This is a genomic window from Companilactobacillus ginsenosidimutans (assembly GCF_001050475.1).
Classification (GTDB): Bacteria; Bacillota; Bacilli; order Lactobacillales; family Lactobacillaceae; genus Companilactobacillus; species Companilactobacillus ginsenosidimutans.
The window spans coordinates 167754-184295 of the sequence record NZ_CP012034.1 but is presented as its reverse complement, the minus strand read 5'-3'; the positions used below and the strand labels follow the sequence as shown (position 1 = coordinate 184295).

21 protein-coding genes are annotated in these 16542 nt (G+C 35.7%); 4 read left to right on the top strand and 17 right to left on the bottom strand.

Annotation, left to right across the window (positions count from 1 at the left end):
- Positions 1-187: 187 nt before the first annotated feature.
- Positions 188-1267 carry a GntR family transcriptional regulator gene (locus tag ABM34_RS01020; RefSeq protein ID WP_083988236.1) on the bottom strand — a complete coding sequence of 360 codons (1080 nt, stop codon included), beginning with the start codon at positions 1265-1267 and terminating at the stop codon, positions 188-190.
- A gap of 260 nt (positions 1268-1527) precedes the next feature.
- Between ABM34_RS01020 and ABM34_RS13560 the strand changes: the two genes are divergently transcribed.
- The gene (locus tag ABM34_RS13560; RefSeq protein ID WP_417924666.1) at positions 1528-1614 is read left to right on the top strand and encodes a type I toxin-antitoxin system Fst family toxin; all 87 of its coding nucleotides are present in this window, start codon (positions 1528-1530) and stop codon (positions 1612-1614) included.
- 320 nt (positions 1615-1934) lie between these two features.
- Here the strand turns inward: ABM34_RS13560 and ABM34_RS01015 are convergent, their stop codons facing one another.
- The gene (locus ABM34_RS01015) at positions 1935-2876 is read right to left on the bottom strand and encodes a LacI family DNA-binding transcriptional regulator (protein ID WP_048702541.1); all 942 of its coding nucleotides are present in this window, start codon (positions 2874-2876) and stop codon (positions 1935-1937) included.
- 122 nt (positions 2877-2998) lie between these two features.
- Between ABM34_RS01015 and ABM34_RS01010 the strand changes: the two genes are divergently transcribed.
- Positions 2999-3367, top strand: coding sequence for a VOC family protein (locus ABM34_RS01010; RefSeq protein WP_048702540.1), 369 nt, complete (start codon positions 2999-3001; stop codon positions 3365-3367).
- A gap of 54 nt (positions 3368-3421) precedes the next feature.
- Here the strand turns inward: ABM34_RS01010 and ABM34_RS01005 are convergent, their stop codons facing one another.
- Entirely contained in the window at positions 3422-3979 is a 558-nt protein-coding gene (locus tag ABM34_RS01005) for a hypothetical protein (RefSeq protein WP_048702539.1), read from the bottom strand.
- 173 nt (positions 3980-4152) lie between these two features.
- On the opposite strand from ABM34_RS01005, the gene ABM34_RS01000 reads away from it, so the two are divergent.
- Positions 4153-4875, top strand: a complete 723-nt coding sequence (locus tag ABM34_RS01000; RefSeq protein ID WP_083988235.1) for a VIT1/CCC1 transporter family protein — start codon at positions 4153-4155, stop codon at positions 4873-4875.
- 20 nt (positions 4876-4895) lie between these two features.
- Here the strand turns inward: ABM34_RS01000 and ABM34_RS00995 are convergent, their stop codons facing one another.
- The 5 genes from ABM34_RS00995 to ABM34_RS00975 all read right to left on the bottom strand — a co-directional run bounded on the left by ABM34_RS00995 (position 4896) and on the right by ABM34_RS00975 (position 8851).
- The gene (locus tag ABM34_RS00995; RefSeq protein WP_048702538.1) at positions 4896-5297 is read right to left on the bottom strand and encodes a hypothetical protein; all 402 of its coding nucleotides are present in this window, start codon (positions 5295-5297) and stop codon (positions 4896-4898) included.
- 78 nt (positions 5298-5375) lie between these two features.
- Positions 5376-6266: a CAP domain-containing protein gene (locus ABM34_RS00990; protein WP_048702537.1), complete on the bottom strand. Its 891-nt coding sequence runs from the start codon at positions 6264-6266 to the stop codon at positions 5376-5378.
- Positions 6267-6335: 69 nt separating this feature from the next.
- A complete protein-coding gene (locus ABM34_RS00985) occupies positions 6336-7400 on the bottom strand; it encodes a WxLIP family cell surface protein (protein ID WP_048702536.1) in 1065 nt (354 codons plus the stop codon).
- 80 nt (positions 7401-7480) lie between these two features.
- Complete coding sequence (locus ABM34_RS00980; RefSeq protein ID WP_048702535.1) at positions 7481-8098, bottom strand: WxL domain-containing protein; 618 nt, start codon at positions 8096-8098, stop codon at positions 7481-7483.
- A gap of 384 nt (positions 8099-8482) precedes the next feature.
- Complete coding sequence (locus ABM34_RS00975) at positions 8483-8851, bottom strand: iron chaperone (RefSeq protein ID WP_048702534.1); 369 nt, start codon at positions 8849-8851, stop codon at positions 8483-8485.
- Positions 8852-9061: 210 nt separating this feature from the next.
- Between ABM34_RS00975 and ABM34_RS00970 the strand changes: the two genes are divergently transcribed.
- Positions 9062-9340, top strand: a complete 279-nt coding sequence (locus ABM34_RS00970; RefSeq protein ID WP_048702533.1) for a hypothetical protein — start codon at positions 9062-9064, stop codon at positions 9338-9340.
- 46 nt (positions 9341-9386) lie between these two features.
- Here the strand turns inward: ABM34_RS00970 and ABM34_RS00965 are convergent, their stop codons facing one another.
- From ABM34_RS00965 to ABM34_RS00925, 9 genes are all read right to left on the bottom strand, one after another.
- Positions 9387-10313, bottom strand: a complete 927-nt coding sequence (locus tag ABM34_RS00965; RefSeq protein WP_048702532.1) for an alpha/beta hydrolase — start codon at positions 10311-10313, stop codon at positions 9387-9389.
- 2 nt (positions 10314-10315) lie between these two features.
- Positions 10316-10993: a DUF6198 family protein gene (locus tag ABM34_RS00960; RefSeq protein WP_470290495.1), complete on the bottom strand. Its 678-nt coding sequence runs from the start codon at positions 10991-10993 to the stop codon at positions 10316-10318.
- 68 nt (positions 10994-11061) lie between these two features.
- The gene (locus ABM34_RS00955) at positions 11062-11658 is read right to left on the bottom strand and encodes a TMEM175 family protein (protein WP_048702531.1); all 597 of its coding nucleotides are present in this window, start codon (positions 11656-11658) and stop codon (positions 11062-11064) included.
- A gap of 73 nt (positions 11659-11731) precedes the next feature.
- Complete coding sequence (locus ABM34_RS00950; protein WP_048702530.1) at positions 11732-12685, bottom strand: zinc-binding dehydrogenase; 954 nt, start codon at positions 12683-12685, stop codon at positions 11732-11734.
- A gap of 15 nt (positions 12686-12700) precedes the next feature.
- Complete coding sequence (locus tag ABM34_RS12895; RefSeq protein WP_053084437.1) at positions 12701-13561, bottom strand: NmrA family NAD(P)-binding protein; 861 nt, start codon at positions 13559-13561, stop codon at positions 12701-12703.
- A gap of 86 nt (positions 13562-13647) precedes the next feature.
- Complete coding sequence (locus ABM34_RS00940; protein WP_048702529.1) at positions 13648-14193, bottom strand: O-acetyl-ADP-ribose deacetylase; 546 nt, start codon at positions 14191-14193, stop codon at positions 13648-13650.
- Between the two features lie 76 nt (positions 14194-14269).
- Positions 14270-15379 (bottom strand): LTA synthase family protein, encoded by a 1110-nt coding sequence (locus ABM34_RS00935; protein WP_417924665.1) that lies wholly within the window; start codon positions 15377-15379, stop codon positions 14270-14272.
- Positions 15380-15559: 180 nt separating this feature from the next.
- Positions 15560-15739, bottom strand: coding sequence for a hypothetical protein (locus ABM34_RS00930; protein WP_048702527.1), 180 nt, complete (start codon positions 15737-15739; stop codon positions 15560-15562).
- Positions 15732-16421 (bottom strand): NAD(P)H-dependent oxidoreductase, encoded by a 690-nt coding sequence (locus ABM34_RS00925; protein WP_417924664.1) that lies wholly within the window; start codon positions 16419-16421, stop codon positions 15732-15734. Before ABM34_RS00925 ends, ABM34_RS00930 begins: the two co-directional genes overlap by 8 nt.
- Between the last annotated feature and the right edge of the window lie 121 nt (positions 16422-16542).

The following is a 16542-nucleotide window of genomic DNA, read 5'->3' as shown; positions in this document are numbered from 1 at the left end:
ATAATTATTTGAAAGCACTTTCATAAGCTCAAAAACATCATATGACATTTGTACGTATAAATCAAGATACATTTTTCACATTATTATTATTTGTACGTATCAATATTGCTTGCAAATCTATTTACGATAACGTTTTCACGACAAAAAAACACCTGAAAAAAATTTTTTCAGGTGTTTAAATTTATATTTATTTATTGGCTGTCGATTCACGTAGAATCAATTGTGGGTCATATTTGATTGATTCAGGTTGGTGATCACCGTTCATGATATCAAACAGCATTTTAGCTGCATCTCGCCCCATCTTTTCCTTTGGATGTTCAACGGTACTAAGCTTTGGTGAAAGATATTGTGACAACTGATAATTATCAAAAGCAATCACTGATATATCTTCTGGAACTCTCATTTTGAGTGACCGAATCAGATCAATTATCTTGATAGCAAGTTGATCATTGTAACAAACAATTGCAGTTGGATGGTCTTCCCTGCGCAAAATACGTTCAATCTTAGTAAATACAGAATGCATATTATCAGATGTTTGGTACATAACAATTTCGCTTAAATAGGAGAATTTGCTGTGTTCTTGATATGACTTCACATAGCCGTTCATACGGTGAACTCCCTGGCCATCATCAATCTTAAAGATGCCAAGAATTTGTTCGTGTCCTAAATTAAACAGCGCATCGGTAACAACTTTCCCAGCTGAAACATCATTCATCTCAATATAAGGGAAATCTAAATCAGCATAATGTGAATTAATGAATATAGTTGGCAATCCAGATGTCTTAATTTGTTCGAACAAGTCCTTATTGGGATCACCAAGTGCACTTTGAGTAGGCTCAATAATTAGTCCTGAAAGATTGTTATCAAGCATTTTCTTGATACTTGCACGTTCCTTTTCCGGATCATTTTGAGTGTTACTAATTAAGACGGAATAACCTTCACCAGATACAAATCGATCAATACCGGTAATAATATTGGGGAAGATATAATCTGCAATGTGAGTTGTGATAACACCAATTTGTTTTTGTTCAAACGTCTGAGGTTCTTGTTGTTTTTGCCAATCGTCAACAAACATCCCTCCACCTTGGATTGTGAAGATATAATGTTCCGCTTCCAAATCACTGATAGCACGCCGGATAGTATAACGACTGACCTGGTAGGTTTTCATCATAGATGATTCGGTTGGTAATTTATCATTGAATGTATAAAACCCAGACAAAATCTTCTCTTTGAGATCTTGTTTCACCATTTCATATTTAGTCTCCAAATAAATCACCTTCCAAACAAATTTTATTTATATGGTCATTTTAGCATTTTTTTGTTCGGTAAACATACCAATTATTAAAATTTGTACGGACAAATGTTAAAAACAGTTAATCATTAAAGTATTATGTTGATTTATTGTTTAATTTATTTTGTATTAATATATACCGCCGGAATAAAATCTATTTGTACTTTACTTTAACTCTAGATGATACAATTAAGTGTTGCTGTTATAAGTCTGGCAATAGTTTGGAGGTGATAATAATGTTGCTCTCCGTTCTATGCTCGATATTTGCAGGGTGTATTGTGGCCCTATTCAGTTATTGGTTGAATAACCGGAAAAGCAAATGATTTTCAAAAACTCAACTGTAACAAAAAAGCCTCGGTACACAACTACCGGGGCTTTTTCAATACGTAAGTGTTCTCCGTCCTTACAAATTCAATATACCACATGAATCTATATAATTACACTCCAAATAAATTAAAACTGAATAATAAATCGTGAAAGGATTCGAACTATCTTGTCTTCCTCACTTGTTGCAGCATCAAAGGTAATATTCAGCTGAAAAAAAATCTCGGTAGCTACATACCGGGGCTTTTTTTGTGGATGTTGTTAATCTCTATACCACTGATAAACATACCACATGAATACATTTTAGAATACGACAACTCTATTTACGATTAATAAATTTTGAGGGTATACAAACTATCTTATCTTCCCCACTGGTGGCAACATCAAACGCTGCAGATCCAACTTTAGTCAATTGATGATCAATAGTTGAAAACTTTAATATTTGGCTTGGCAGCTGATTTTCTTGACCCATGAACGGAGGGACCTGCAACTGGTTATCAAGATAATATTGTCTTAAGCCCGTGGCGATATCATCGCTGTTTGCAAAAACAAAGTCAGGCTTTTCGCTACACTTATTGTAATATTCACCAGCTTGATAACCATTGTCATAAGTCGTCACATCATTAACAATTAACTTTGAATCTGGCATTTCACCGAATACTTGTTTATACGCGCGAATAGTTTTCTCACTAGTTGCACTGACGTGATAATCCCTATTCTGCATAATTCCAATTTTCTTATATCCTTGCTCCTTGACCCAACTCAATGCTTTTACATAAGTCGAAACTCGTGCGGTGTATGCGGCGGGAATTTTAACATTATTAGGGTTCTGACAACAGACTATTTGCCCATATTTCAAATACTTTGCTATTTCCTCCAGTGGCAAACCATGCGATGTGAAAATTAAAGCATCAAATGCTTTCCTTCGCAGCTGTTCTAAAAATTCTAGTTCCTTATTCTTATCATAATTTGATAGCAAAATAAGAACTCGATATCCCTGCTTATAAGCTTCTGCCATAATTCCATTCAATACTTGATTGAAATACGCGTGTTTGGTATATGGTAAAACTACTCCAATATTGTATGTTTTCCCTCGGCTTAAGTCTCTAGCAACATCATTTGGAACGTAGTCCATTTGTTTAATAACAGCCTCAATTTTTTCACGTGCATCATCAGATACGTAATTCTTTCGATTCAATACTCGAGAAACTGTTGAAACTGAAAAGCCTGACAATTTTGCTATATCATGAATATTTGTCATCTTGGACCTCCAAATAACTATCTTAATACCAATGTATCACAGTTCAATATATCTCCTAAAACGGGTTTCAGGTCAACCAATATTATTGTATTATTAATTCAAAATGTGAATGGAGTATGACTATGATCAAAAAATTTGAATTGATGCTATATGTTAATGATGTTGAGAAAGTCTCTAAGTTCTGGCAAGACGCACTTAATGCTAAGGAACTTGCCAAGAGTCCACCACCCGATGGTAGTAGCACGGTGAAACACTCAGTTTTAGATCAAGTAAATATCAACTTGTTCAACATCGACTTCATAAAAAAATATTCTCCAATGGTTTCACTTGAATTCCCTTCTATCATGTTAATGGCTGATGATTTGGAAAACCTTCATGAACAAATTAGTAAGTATTCGAGTGAAGTGTCAGACATTTCTGAACAAAGCGGAATGACAACATTCAACTTTGCCGACCCTGAGAATAATCACATTGCGATTGGTAAAATTTAATTTCATCAAAAAAAGGTGCCCGGGAAACTCAAAATTTCCAGGCACTTTTTCATATTAATATCTCAACCACAAATCATATTCTTGTTTAATTGACTGGTTCAAAAATGAATTCACACTGTCATCTACACCATTCTTCAGTGACCATTTAATAAATGTCATCACATTCATTGCATAAACCTGTTTAACGAAATCTACTGGCAAATCGTTCATTGGATTGGCATTCAATTGATTATCTATTGATGAACTAATAATCTTCTTAAATTCGGTTTCCAAGTCGGTAACGTTAGTATGTACATCTAATAACATTAGAATTTCAGCAGAATCTTGATTTAAGTACTCTATCAAATCTTTCAACGAATTCTCATTTTGAAATGATTCAACTTTTTCTGACATACCCTCAGTAAATATTTGTGTATAATATTTGTTTTCTTTAGTCAGTAAATCATATTTATCAACATAATGCTGATAAAAAGTTGAACGACCAATCAACGATTTGGCACAAATTTGTTTAACATTTATCTTGTCAAAGTCTTCCGTTTCTAGCAAATCATAAAATGAGTCTTTTATTAGATTCGTTGTTTTGATAACTCTCAAATCACTTGTATTCGTCATGGTATCCCTCAATTTTCTAATAATTTATCTAATTTCTTATGTTTTATATAGATATATTCTATTAATTTATAAAAAGTGTTCAAAAAATGTATTTTTATTCACAAATGTCCCTTGTTATGAGTATATCCAAAGTTATACTAAACGTAAATATTATAGGCGGGGGTAATAGTTTTATGAAAACTTTTTCTACTTCTGAAGATCAGTCACTGTCTCAGCGACTAATCCAGAAATTTCATTTATCAGAACAACTAAACATCATCCGTGCTGGGGTTTTAGGTGCAAATGATGGAATCGTTTCTGTCGCTGGTATCGTAATCGGTGTGGCTGGAGCCCAACAAAGTACAGCGGCATTATTTATCGCCGGAATTTCGGGAATGTTCGCCGGTGCCCTTTCAATGGGTGGTGGCGAATATGTTTCAGTCAGCACACAGCGTGATACACAAAAAACTATGACACGCATGCAAGATGAGTCCATCCAACGAAATTACGAGGGTGAATTGAACGGATTAGCTCATCACTACGAATCTGAAGGCTTAACACCAGCGCTTGCCAAAAAAGTCGCTGTTCAATTAATGGAAAACGATGCACTGAATGTCACATTGAAGTCAAAATGTAATATCGAGTTACAGCACTACTTCAATCCCTGGCACGCAGCTATTTCATCATTCTTATCATTTATTTTAGGATCATTACTGCCATTATTATCAATTACATTCATTCCATATCCATACAAAGTTCCCGGAACAATCGCCGCTGTAATATGCGCACTAACTTTTACGGGTTATGCCAGTGCAACACTTGGAAATTCTGACCGAATAAAAGGTGTCCTGCGAAACCTTTTAGTGGGAATTGGAACTATGACCGTCACCTATTTAATTGGTGGATCATTAGGTTAAAAAAACGAGCTGAGATTTAATTATCTCAACTCGTTTTTGTGCTTACTGATAAAAACACTATTTTGAATAATTAAGAATAACAGCACAATCATATTTAGCGGGATAAATACCAATAAAACAATTCTCGAAAAATCCATTGAAGAACTAGACATAATATTTTTCAATAAAATTGGCAACATCACAGCTACTTCCATGAATATGCTAAATGATAATACAGCAAAACTGCTGGTTCTACGCTCAAATATTGATGCAATTATGAATGGTGCATAGAGCATCATCAAGACAAATGTGAAAACAATCAGTAGTACTAAGCTTCCTGTTACCTGCATTCCACCCTTTGCCTGGTCAATGCTTGAAATAAATAGTGCAACTATCAACAATAAATAGCTGGCACTTAAAGCGATAATGTTTTTTAATCTCATTTTGAATTCTCCTTAAACATATTTTACCTGTCTTGAGGATAGTAAAAAAGACCGATTTCTTTGAAGTCGGTCTTTTACTTAAATATTTTGAATGTTTGCGTGATTAATTGGTGCCCATTCACTCGTTGATACACGATACCAATTATTTCCATATTGATCTGTGAAAACTTGGTCGGTGTACCAACCTGAATTTGGAGCTAAAGCACGATTAGATTTTTTACCACCAGATGGACTGCTATAAAGTGGTGTCAACGCAGTTGTTGTCACAACAGAATTGATTTTCTTTGCTCCATTAAAAATACCTGAATTGGTATTAGCCGTTGTAGAACTTGTCTGATGATAAGTTGAAGGATATTGATTACTCAAACCTTGCATTCTAGTGTAATCAGAATAAGCTTTTGCTCCATTGTAATTATCACCAACTTCAGTAGTTGTTGATCCGAAATCTTGTGCATAGAATAAATATCCATTTGATGGGTTTACTGATACTGCCACTCCGACATGTTTGAAATATGGATTCAACATGTTTTTACGGTGACCATAGGTTGCGACACCAGAATCATCGTACAAGTCCTCGATAATTTGCTTGGCAATTTCTGTTGGATCAGTAATTCTTGAATTGTACCAGTAACCAATATTTTCACCAGCAACACCAACATATGGTGCACCACTTTGATAATTGTAACCAGCGTGTTCATCCAGTGAATTTATATTGGCTAAATGATCAGCACGGCTTTGTGCCATCTTAGTTAATTCATAAACACCTGAAAGTGATCCAAGATTATTTTGACCACGTAGATTATTAAGCTCGGTTTTTATAGCTTTAGTAACAGCCTCTGTTTGAGAATTAGTTGCTGCTTGAGCAGTTTCAACTGGGCTTACATCCAACATTACGTTTGAAGAAACAACTGGAGTACCCAATAACAAAATAGCTGAAGCAAGAACAGCAAATTTAATCCGCTTTTTCATGATTTATCCCCTATAAATATTGATAAATAAATCATAACATTAATTAAAAAGTTTTTTCAAAACAATTCATTAATGACGGCGTCCACTACGCTGTAGTTTGAAGTTCCAAATTAATAACGCAATAATTGCTAATGCAGCAATCACAGCAAGTGTAACAATTAATCTATAGTTTGGTTGAGTTCTGGATACTGGTGCTTGTGCAGCAACCTTCTTCAACTTCTTTGACTCAGATGGAGTTATTGTAAAGTTCTTCGCCAAATTCCACTTCTGAGTTTTATTGTCTCCATTGGCAGCAATTCTCATAGTATATTTACCAGGTTTCAACGATTGATTTGCCGTATTAACTGGTAAGTTGAAATTGGAATTAGGAGCAATGGTTAAATTCTTTTTATCAGCTTCAATAATCTTTGTGGATCCATTTTGATCAGTAATTGATGCCTTAACCTCGCCTTCGTTAATCAAGGTTGGGGTATCATTTTGAAGCTGTGCAGCAACATCAACCTGACCATTATATTTACTTACATGTGCTTTAGTTAATTTCAAATCCGGCTTTACAGTATCAGTGTTTCTCTGAATTTGGAGGCCTAAAATATAAGCAAATTGATTTTGAACTGACAATTTTTGACCAGGAATAATTTTCGGCTTTTTTACTTGATTTTCCTGCATGACTCTAATTCCACCAAGTACCATTCCTTTAAAATTGGAATGTGGTACGTTCATTTTGAGAGTTACCTCCTTAGTGGAATTTGCCGGCACAGTAACTTTCTCAGGTGCAGGAAAAATCGATTCAATATCTAGTTGTAACGAAGAATCTGGTTTTAATCCGTGCTGAGAATAATCGACAATCCCATTATTGTTTGTGGTAGCTCGATTTACCTCGACCACATAAGAATGATCTTTGGAATCGGTATTATTTATTTTAATTTTCAAATCTTGTGAAGTTCCTGGCCTTACTTTCAAGTCAAAAAAAGAAACTTGTTTATTAATTTGATTATCAGGGATTTCGGCTTGAACAGTGTACTTTGCACCTTTGTTGGAATCAGTACTTGCCGCACTTACTTTTTTTGGACTACTGAATAGCGCTAAAAAAATAAATAAAACCCCAAAAATCCACAATGTCCATTTTCTTTTCATAATATTATCTCCATTTATTGAATAGAAAAAAAGGGAATCTCAAGTCTTAAAAGCTTGAAATTACCCCTCATTTCAAATAATTAGGTAGCTGGAGTTGTTGCACTCGATGATGTACTTGCCAATGTCCAAGTGATTGTTGATTCATATGTTCCTGGTAAGATTGTTTGTGCTGGAACAGCTAATGTAGCGGCGGTAGGTGAATAAGTATAGTCAAATTCACCAACACCTATTGGACTTGTTGAAGTTGATGTTGCTGACTCTACTTCAGCTGCTGTTCCCGAAATGGCCGCACTTCCGGCCATTGTTGGATTATCTGCGGTAGGTGAATTTGTGTCTGACTTAAATACGCCAGATCCACCACTTGTCAAAGTAAGCGCTGCGTTAGTTAATGTGAACGCACCCGAAGTAAACGGTGATGCACTTGCTGTAACAGACCATGTTCCAACAACACCAGGATTTGAAACACCCAATCCACTTGGTGATTGTGATGAGGTGTAGGTTGCTGCAGCCGTAGAAATTGTATTCGTGTTACCAAATACAAACGATGGTGCAGTTTCAAGTGCTAATGTACCAGGGGTTAAAGGTGTACTTGCAGTAGTTGTCGTGGTATCAGCCGCGCCAGCAATTCCAATGCCAGCGGTACTTGCAGCCATCAACAATGCACTAACGGCAGCTCCTGTTCTAATTAATTTTTTCATAGTAAAATCCTCTTGTTCCCTTGCCGACAAAAACGATTCCCCAGACGGTTCGGGACTTTCATTTAATGCCCATAAGGTTCGTTTAACTGTTAGAGGTTAATCTGATAAGTCGTTTGGGCTGTGATTCATGGCTTCTCAAAGTTGAGAGATTTATGAACCTCAACAGATGTTAATTGTGAAAGGTAGGATTGCATTCATACCTATTCACACCCTAATTTATAGAATCATCTAGTAATAAATTCAATGAAAAAGCACTATATTTCACATATAAAATAAACGTTTTCCAAATACAAATAAGCAATAGTAAAAACAAAAAAATATCGTATAAATTCACCAGTTTTATCTGATAATTTATACGATATTGTCAATTCTATTTATACGATATTAACGCCAAAATGTTGTAACTTCCATTTTATCCTTAATATTGAATTCTATAATACTTTTCAAGACCTCTTTGTGGACTTCTTGATCATTTCCAATTCTGAACATTTGCTTGCCATATGTGTAACCAACCTGATCTAATTGCGATTTGAACGTGTCTAGACACTGACCTTCAGGAGCAACCGATATGTGATTTTTTGAAACACTAAACCCGATGATAAAAGTTCCATGATCAGTAAACATAGGCTGATTCCAGGCTACTCGTGTTTCTAGATTGGGAAACTCTTTGTGAATCCATTTAAGAATACCAACTAGTCTTTTTTTCTGGTCATTCTCATCCAATTTCGATAAATAATCAGCAAATTCGTCCATAATTAACTCCTAAATTTTTCTCAAGTATAGCATATAATTAGTTATTATTTGGAAACGTTTTTATTAAACAAATTTAGCGCAAATCGGTTGAATACCTCATGATTTTTTTGTATATTTAATTTGAAAATGTCAAATATATATTGAACATTTTGCTATCATTTTTAATATACATATTGCAACATTTTTATATATCTTGTTGGAGGTTTCCCCATGAGAAAGAAGAATAGATTAGAACTCTTAAACTTGATTGATGATGTAATGTCAGACACTGAGGGTACTTCTTTGATCCCAGTGCTTGAAGCATTCCGTACAAAAATTATTGCTGGATACGACAATGGTGCTTTGCTCGATAAAATGTACTACAATATCCAACATATTTCTCTAAAAGATCGAAACGTTAACTCAGATAGAATTTATGATTTATTGCAATTTATCGACAAGAGTAATGTCTGGCATGATTTAGGCAAGCACCTTGTTAAATCTAGATAGTAACTCAAAAAACCGCTAATTCAAATAATTGGATTAACGGTTTTTTTTATAATTCTGACTGGCTTTCAAGTGAACCTTGTCCTTGCCAGTCTAATTGTTTTTCTAACCAGTCAATAATGTAATCAGCAATTTGTGGTTGATACCATTCAGACGTTCCATGTCCTGCACCGTGAACGACTGCATGAACAACTGAATTACCTTTTTCATCAAGAGCTGCGGCCATGTAATCTGCTTGTTTTTGAGAGACGATGACATCTTTATCACCATGCATTAATAGGAATGGTGGCAACCCTTCTTTAACATAACTCAAAGGACTAGCCTCTCTGGCACGTTCAGGATTGTCACAAATGCTGGCACTCAAATCGGTACCAAATGAAATCCCGTTTACCAACAAAGCTTCTGGTGAAGTTGTTCCTGCATGGAAATCTTCTGCACCATCAATTCCATCCCCAATTCTCAATAAATCAGAGAACCCATAGAGTGAAACTACAGCTTTAACTTTAGTTTGATCAACGTTCATTCTTGTTGGAAGTAAGTCTGAGCTTTCAGACGTTGCGCCTAAAAATTGTGACAAGTATCCACCGGCTGAATCACCTAATACAGCGATTCTAGTCGTATCAATATTGTACAAATCGGCATTGTCATACAAGTATTTCAAAGCGTTCTTGGCATCCAAAACTAGTGATGGAAATTGATCAGGAATTACTCGATATTCGGCTGCAGCAACAACCATCCCCACTTCAGCAAGTTTGGACCTTAATTGAATAAACTTATGATAATTTGCTTTCGTGAAACCGCCACCTGGGAAATATAATACTGCTGGCTTTTTTTGTTTGGTACGTGGAACCAAAATTGACATCTTCAAGTCTCGAACATCGATTCCCAAATTAACTTGCGAATATGTGACATCTTGATGTTCATCAATTTGTGGAACTGACATTTCAACATTTTCAAATCTGACTTCTTTATCCATAATTAGCTCCTGTTCTGAAATTTAACTGTAAAGTTATGCTTCAAACCTGGCCAGATGTATTTATCAGCCGTAGCAATTAATATCCCGTTGAAAATAATTGAGAATAACGTTGCAATATTAATTGAATAAATTTGGTGTGTGTAAATAAATGAGATCAACACCACAATGATCGGTGGAATAAAATCAATTACTTGAGATAAGGTCGCATTTCCCTTCAAATAATGAAATCTGAGGATGTTGGTTGTGTCGTCATTAGGGTGCATGATGATATTTGCCCGCTGATACAGTGATATTGCGATACAGAAGAAAACTATCCCTAAGATAGCGAAAAAGCCTCTAGCGACGATATTATAGTGTGGCATCCCTAGTTGATCAAAAATCCAAGTGAAAATATCGATGAAATATCCATAAAATAATACGAAGATAATTTGACCGACGAATCGTTTAATATCAATCTTGTGAATCAAAATTTGATTAGTCAAAGCATTTATTACACCAATAATTATCAACAAAACACCCGTATCGATGCCTAACCACTGATGCATATTAACGGCAGATGCTGTCCAAATACCACTACCCATATTTGATGAAATGCAAAGACCGTTGCCTAAAGCATTTAGAATTAAGCCTAAGACTAAGCCAATCAATCTAACTCCATATGAATTTTTGATATATCTCACTCCTAACTCTACTCATTTTACACACAATAAAAGTTCATTTTCAAAGAAAAATGAACTTTTATTTCGGATTAAAATAATTTATCACTATCTTTGTTGAATCTGGATCCGACAAAAATAATTTGAATTAATACCAATGCAAGTTGCAATGCTGGTATAAATATTAACGTTAGAACTAAAAGCACCAAATGGATTAATAGTGTTTTCCAATTGGTCATAAAACGGTAAATTCTCATACTGCGAATACTCTTGGCAATTTCAGGATGGCCAGCTTTCTCATTATCAGCAGCAATATAGTAAGTCAACAATGCATAAGTAATTGACCACAACGTGTAAATAATTGCATAAAAAATTTGTGGACCTCGTGAATTGATATGTTCACCAACCCAAGCCGTTGCGACTGGCAAAAATGAAGTCGCAAACATCCAGGCAATATTAGTCCAGAAAACCCGTTGAGTAACCAGTTTGGTTTTTGAAAACATGTAGTGATGATTATACCAAGCAGTTCCAATAAAGAAATAACCGATGGCATAAGAAACAATAAACGGAATGTCCGGAATAATTGCGCTAAGTTTGGTTGATTCAGGAACTTTAAATTCCAAAATCATGATGGTTAAAATAATTGCTATGATGGCATCTGTAAATGCCTCAACCCTACCTTTGTTCATATAAAAAATCCCCTTTGATTTTCTTGAAATAATTATATATATAATTATTAGAAAATAAAAGAGGATAGTTTTTTTATACTAATACAACAACTTTACCAATGCTTTGACCACTTTCGAGATAAGCATGAGCAGCATCAACTTCTGATAATTTATAAACCTTAGTAGGTGTTACATCAACATGCTTATCTTCAATGATATTGAGCATATCTTGTAACCAGCTTAACTTAACATCCCCAGATAAAAATGAAGTTAAATAACGACCAGTAGGAATATCTGTAATTGGATCAAAATCAGGAACAGTCCATTCCCCGCCGAGTTCACCAGTTGAACTGAGAATTCCGTTGACTGCCAACATACTCATCGAATCTCTGAGTGCTTGGGGTCCGATTAAATCAAGAATCTTGTCGAATTGTAAATCAGTCTGAATCGAACCATTTTTATCTTCGACAACATCGTCATAACCTTTGGATTTCATCAAATCGGTTTTTCCAAGATTACGAGTTGTACCAGTTACATGAATGTCTCGGTCAATAGCTTTAGCAAGTTTTGTTGCAGCCACACCAACACCACTAGTACCGCCACGAATCAACAGCGAATCGCCTTGTGTCAATTTCAAACCAGTCAAAGCACCATAGGCTGTGTAATAAGTTTCAGGAATAGCAGCGAGGTCTTTCCAACTCAAATTAGAGTTAATGGGATAGATTTGTTCATTTGGTAGCAATGTATATTCAGCATATCCACCATCAAAGGCACGTCCCATTTCGCCCATCAATGACATAACAGCTTGCCCTTTTGGCAAATGCTCAGAGTCTGTAGATTCTGCAATCTCGCCAACACATTCAATTCCCAAAATACGAGGAAATTTGACCGATGGTGAATCACCTTTTCTAGTAAAAATTTCTGAGTGATTAATACCAAAGCCCTTGACCTTGACCAAACTCCATCCAGGTTTAACTTCTGGAGTTGGTACATCTTTGTATTCTAAAACTTCCGGTCCACCCGGATTAGTAACAACAACTGCTTTCATAATAATCCCTCACTTTTATTTAGAATATTTCGACTTCAAAAATACCTTCAAATCGGTAGCTGGTTTTCCCATGATTATTTGATAATCGTCACTAACAATATTGAGAAAACCTTTGCCACCTGCATCATACATTGATGATAGCATGTGGCCTTCACCACCTTCATTGTAAGTATCAGAAAATTCTTGAAGAGTCATAGGTTGATAGCCAATTTCACTTCCTGAAATTTCAGACAACACCTTAGCTAATTCAGGCATAGTGTAATTTCTTGATTGTGATAACGTATAAATTCTTCCTGGAACTCGTAATTTAGATGTTGTGGCGACCTTCGCGAAAGCCTTGGCACTGTCTTCCAATGAAATAAATGATAATGCTTCATCACCCATAGGATAAATAACATTTTTACGCTCAATCAATTCTGGCAAATAAGGTACCAATGGATCAGCGTACAAAGCATTACGAATGATAGTGTAATTCAAATCAGTTTCCGCAAATCTTCGTGGCAAGTATCCGTAAAATGCCGACAAGTCGAAAGGATTGTTTACTTGGTCAGCAATGAATCCCATAGCAATAACATGACCAACTTGAGCGTGCTCGGCAGCAGTAATAACTTTTTCCAACTCACCAATACGGCTGTAGCTAGTGTGACTCTTACTTGGAACGTAAATGAAGACATCAGTCCCTGCAAGTAATTCTTCAAGACTTTCCTCGTCAAAAAAATCGAATCCTTTAACATTAAAGCCTTGCTCGACCAACTTTTTAGCCTTGCTGACCGTATGTACGCCAACGTGAATATCTGATGCTGGAACTAATTTTGCAAGTTCCTGTAGGATTTGTGATCCCAGATGACCAGTACCACCAGTAATAGCATATTTCAAAACAATCCCTCCTCTGTGTTGTTGTCTAAATTAACATTTAAATACTGTTGTATCAACTATCTTATACAAAAAAAGTGCCATTGGCACTAATATTTTAATTTATTCAAATAATCATTTGAACCATGATAGTTTTCGACGTAATCGGAATATGAGTCGTAAACACGATTATCAAAGCAGGTTAATAAGATATCCATGTCGTAGTCGTCGTTGTCAGCTAACCAATTACTTACAGTCGTCAAAGCGACAATAGCAGCTTCTGGCAATGGATAACCGTAGACACCCGTTGAAATTGCTGAAAAAGCAACACGATGCAAATCGTTTTCTTTAGCGACTAATAAAGAATTACGGTAACAATTTTCCAACATACGTTTATCATCAACTGCGCCCGAATAAACTGGTCCAACCGTGTGGATGACATACTTTGATGGTAAGTTGTAACCCTTAGTAATCTTAGCTTCTCCAGTTTCACAACCATTCAAAGTTTTACATTCTTCCAATAATTGTGGGCCGGCTGCACGATGAATTGCGCCGTCAACTCCACCACCACCAAGTAATGACTTGTTAGCAGCATTAACAATTGCATCATAAGAAACTTGCGTAATATCTCTAATTTCAAATTTTAAACTACTCATACTCTCATCTCCCATTTACTATTATTTTAATACTTTTCTATAACAAAAAACGAGTCTATTTAGACTCGTTTAATTACTATTTGGTAAAACCATCTTGTAGACTATAGCCTTTGCCAACAGTTAAATCATACTGAATCAACTTATAATCATTCAAAAGCTCTTTTTGTTTAGAAGTTAAATTATGATAACTAACTTTCTTACCAGTTTTCTTGTTCACATAAAGACTCTCAGAACCACCAACTGTGCACTTTGACATAGCAGGAGTATCCTCTTGAATTCTCGTCAACATCGCATAAAATGGCGTAACCTTTTGCCCCATCTGCTTGTATGCCAAAGGAATAAATCCATTGGGATCGGTAATAGCAGTGCTATCGCTCATCTTTTTAGTAGCATTATCGTGATTAATCGCGTATTTATTACTGAAAATAAAGTAATCAGTTTCATGTTCAACCACATTATTTTTAGAAATATCATTTCCATCATAAATGCCTGGCAAGTGGTCACCATAAAATACAACCGTAATGGGTTTCTGGATTTTATTAATATTTTCAATAAAACTTTGCGTTGCAGAATCTGTCAGATTGAGACCTCTAGCAAAATTTTTCAACTGACGTTTATTTTTCGTACTAGTAGCAGAACCCCCGACTTCAAATTTATTATCAGGATAATCATAATCATATGACATGTGATTTTGCATCGTTACCAAACTAATGAATTGGCCACCTTTGTGCTGATCAACCTGCCACAAAGCGTCTTTATAGGCGGAATCATCACTAATATAAGTCCCACCATTAACGGAATCGGTGTATTTCAATGCCAAATTTCCCGATGTGGTACTGTTCCTGAATGTTTGAAAGCCGAATTTCTGATAAACACTTGCACGATTATAAAATGTACCAATATACGGATGAATCGCATTTTTATACTTAAATTGATTGGTAATATTCTCTGGCTTGTCCTGTTTTTGAACTAGTTGAACATATGGAGATTGAAATGACTTCGAAAATTGATTGAATGCCAATCCAGTGAATGACATATACTCCATATTGGCAGTTCCCCCACCATAGCCGGAACTAAGCATCAATCCAGAAGTATTATCCTGTTTGATTTTTCGAACATCAGGTATTGGATCGTCATTCATCTTCACATTTGGAACACGCGCGGGAGATGGAGGAAGGAAATAGATTTTGGCTCAGTGGTGGGGTTATTCTTAGTGCGCGAAGCACACTTAGAATAAAATCGAGCTTGGAGATGATTGCGTTCTTTGCAATTAGCTTCAAGTCGATTCACCACGTTCCAGCCAAAAAATCTATTTCCTTCCGGAATCGACAGTGAACCGCAAATCAAACCAAATTCCTGCAGAGACTCACCAGGTGGAATGATCCCACAGCCTCCCATCCAGCTCACTTTGAATCTGTTCAGACCGCTTCTGTTGTTCCTTAATAACCGACTGCAAAGCAAACAAAAACGCACGATCCTCATAAGCAGGCTGTTGCTTAGCAAGAGCCTTAACTTGTTCAACTAACCAAATATTTTGATTACTCAAGACTATCGTCCTCCCCTTCTTTAATCATCTTCAAAGTGTCATTCAATTGATCCAAATTCTCAATCTGTTGTTGATAAGTATCCAAAATCAATTTTCCTGAAGTTTGACTATCTTCGGGAAGATTATCAACAAATGACTTAAGTCGCTTCTCAAACCAAGCTTGACGGTTATTCAATGAATCGGGGTAATCTTGACTGAGATATCTTTGATAATCCATCAACAACTGCATTTGTTGATTTTCAGTTTTATACCAATACTGATCAACTAATAGATAAGGTAATACTTTCATATGTGACCGTCTTGCGAAAGCTCGATATGGTGCTAAAACATCATCAAGAGTGATGTCTTCAATTCCACCAATCTTAAAATCTTTGGCCGGTAATCCTGTTGTCACGACAATACCTAATTCTTTGCCTTCAAGATGAAATTGTCCATCCCCATAAACAAAGTTACGACTCATTACTGTATCCAGCCACTTCTTAAATCCAGCCGGTGCGGCGTACCAATACAGTGGAAATTGGAAAATAACTCGGTCAGCTGACTCAAGCAGTTTTCTTTCTAAATCTACTTCAATACTTTTCAAACCTTCAACGTGATGCCAAATTGCATCAGTTAATTCAGATCCCTTTTTCAAAAATTGTTGGGTCTGTGAATTGCTTATATCTGGGTGTGAAACTACGATTAACGTTTTGATATGATCACCTTCAACATTCTTATTATCTTCAGAATACCAGTCTGTATGTCGAGATACAAAAAAACAAAATCCAAGCTGGATTTTGTCTACTGGAGTACTTTATATAGAA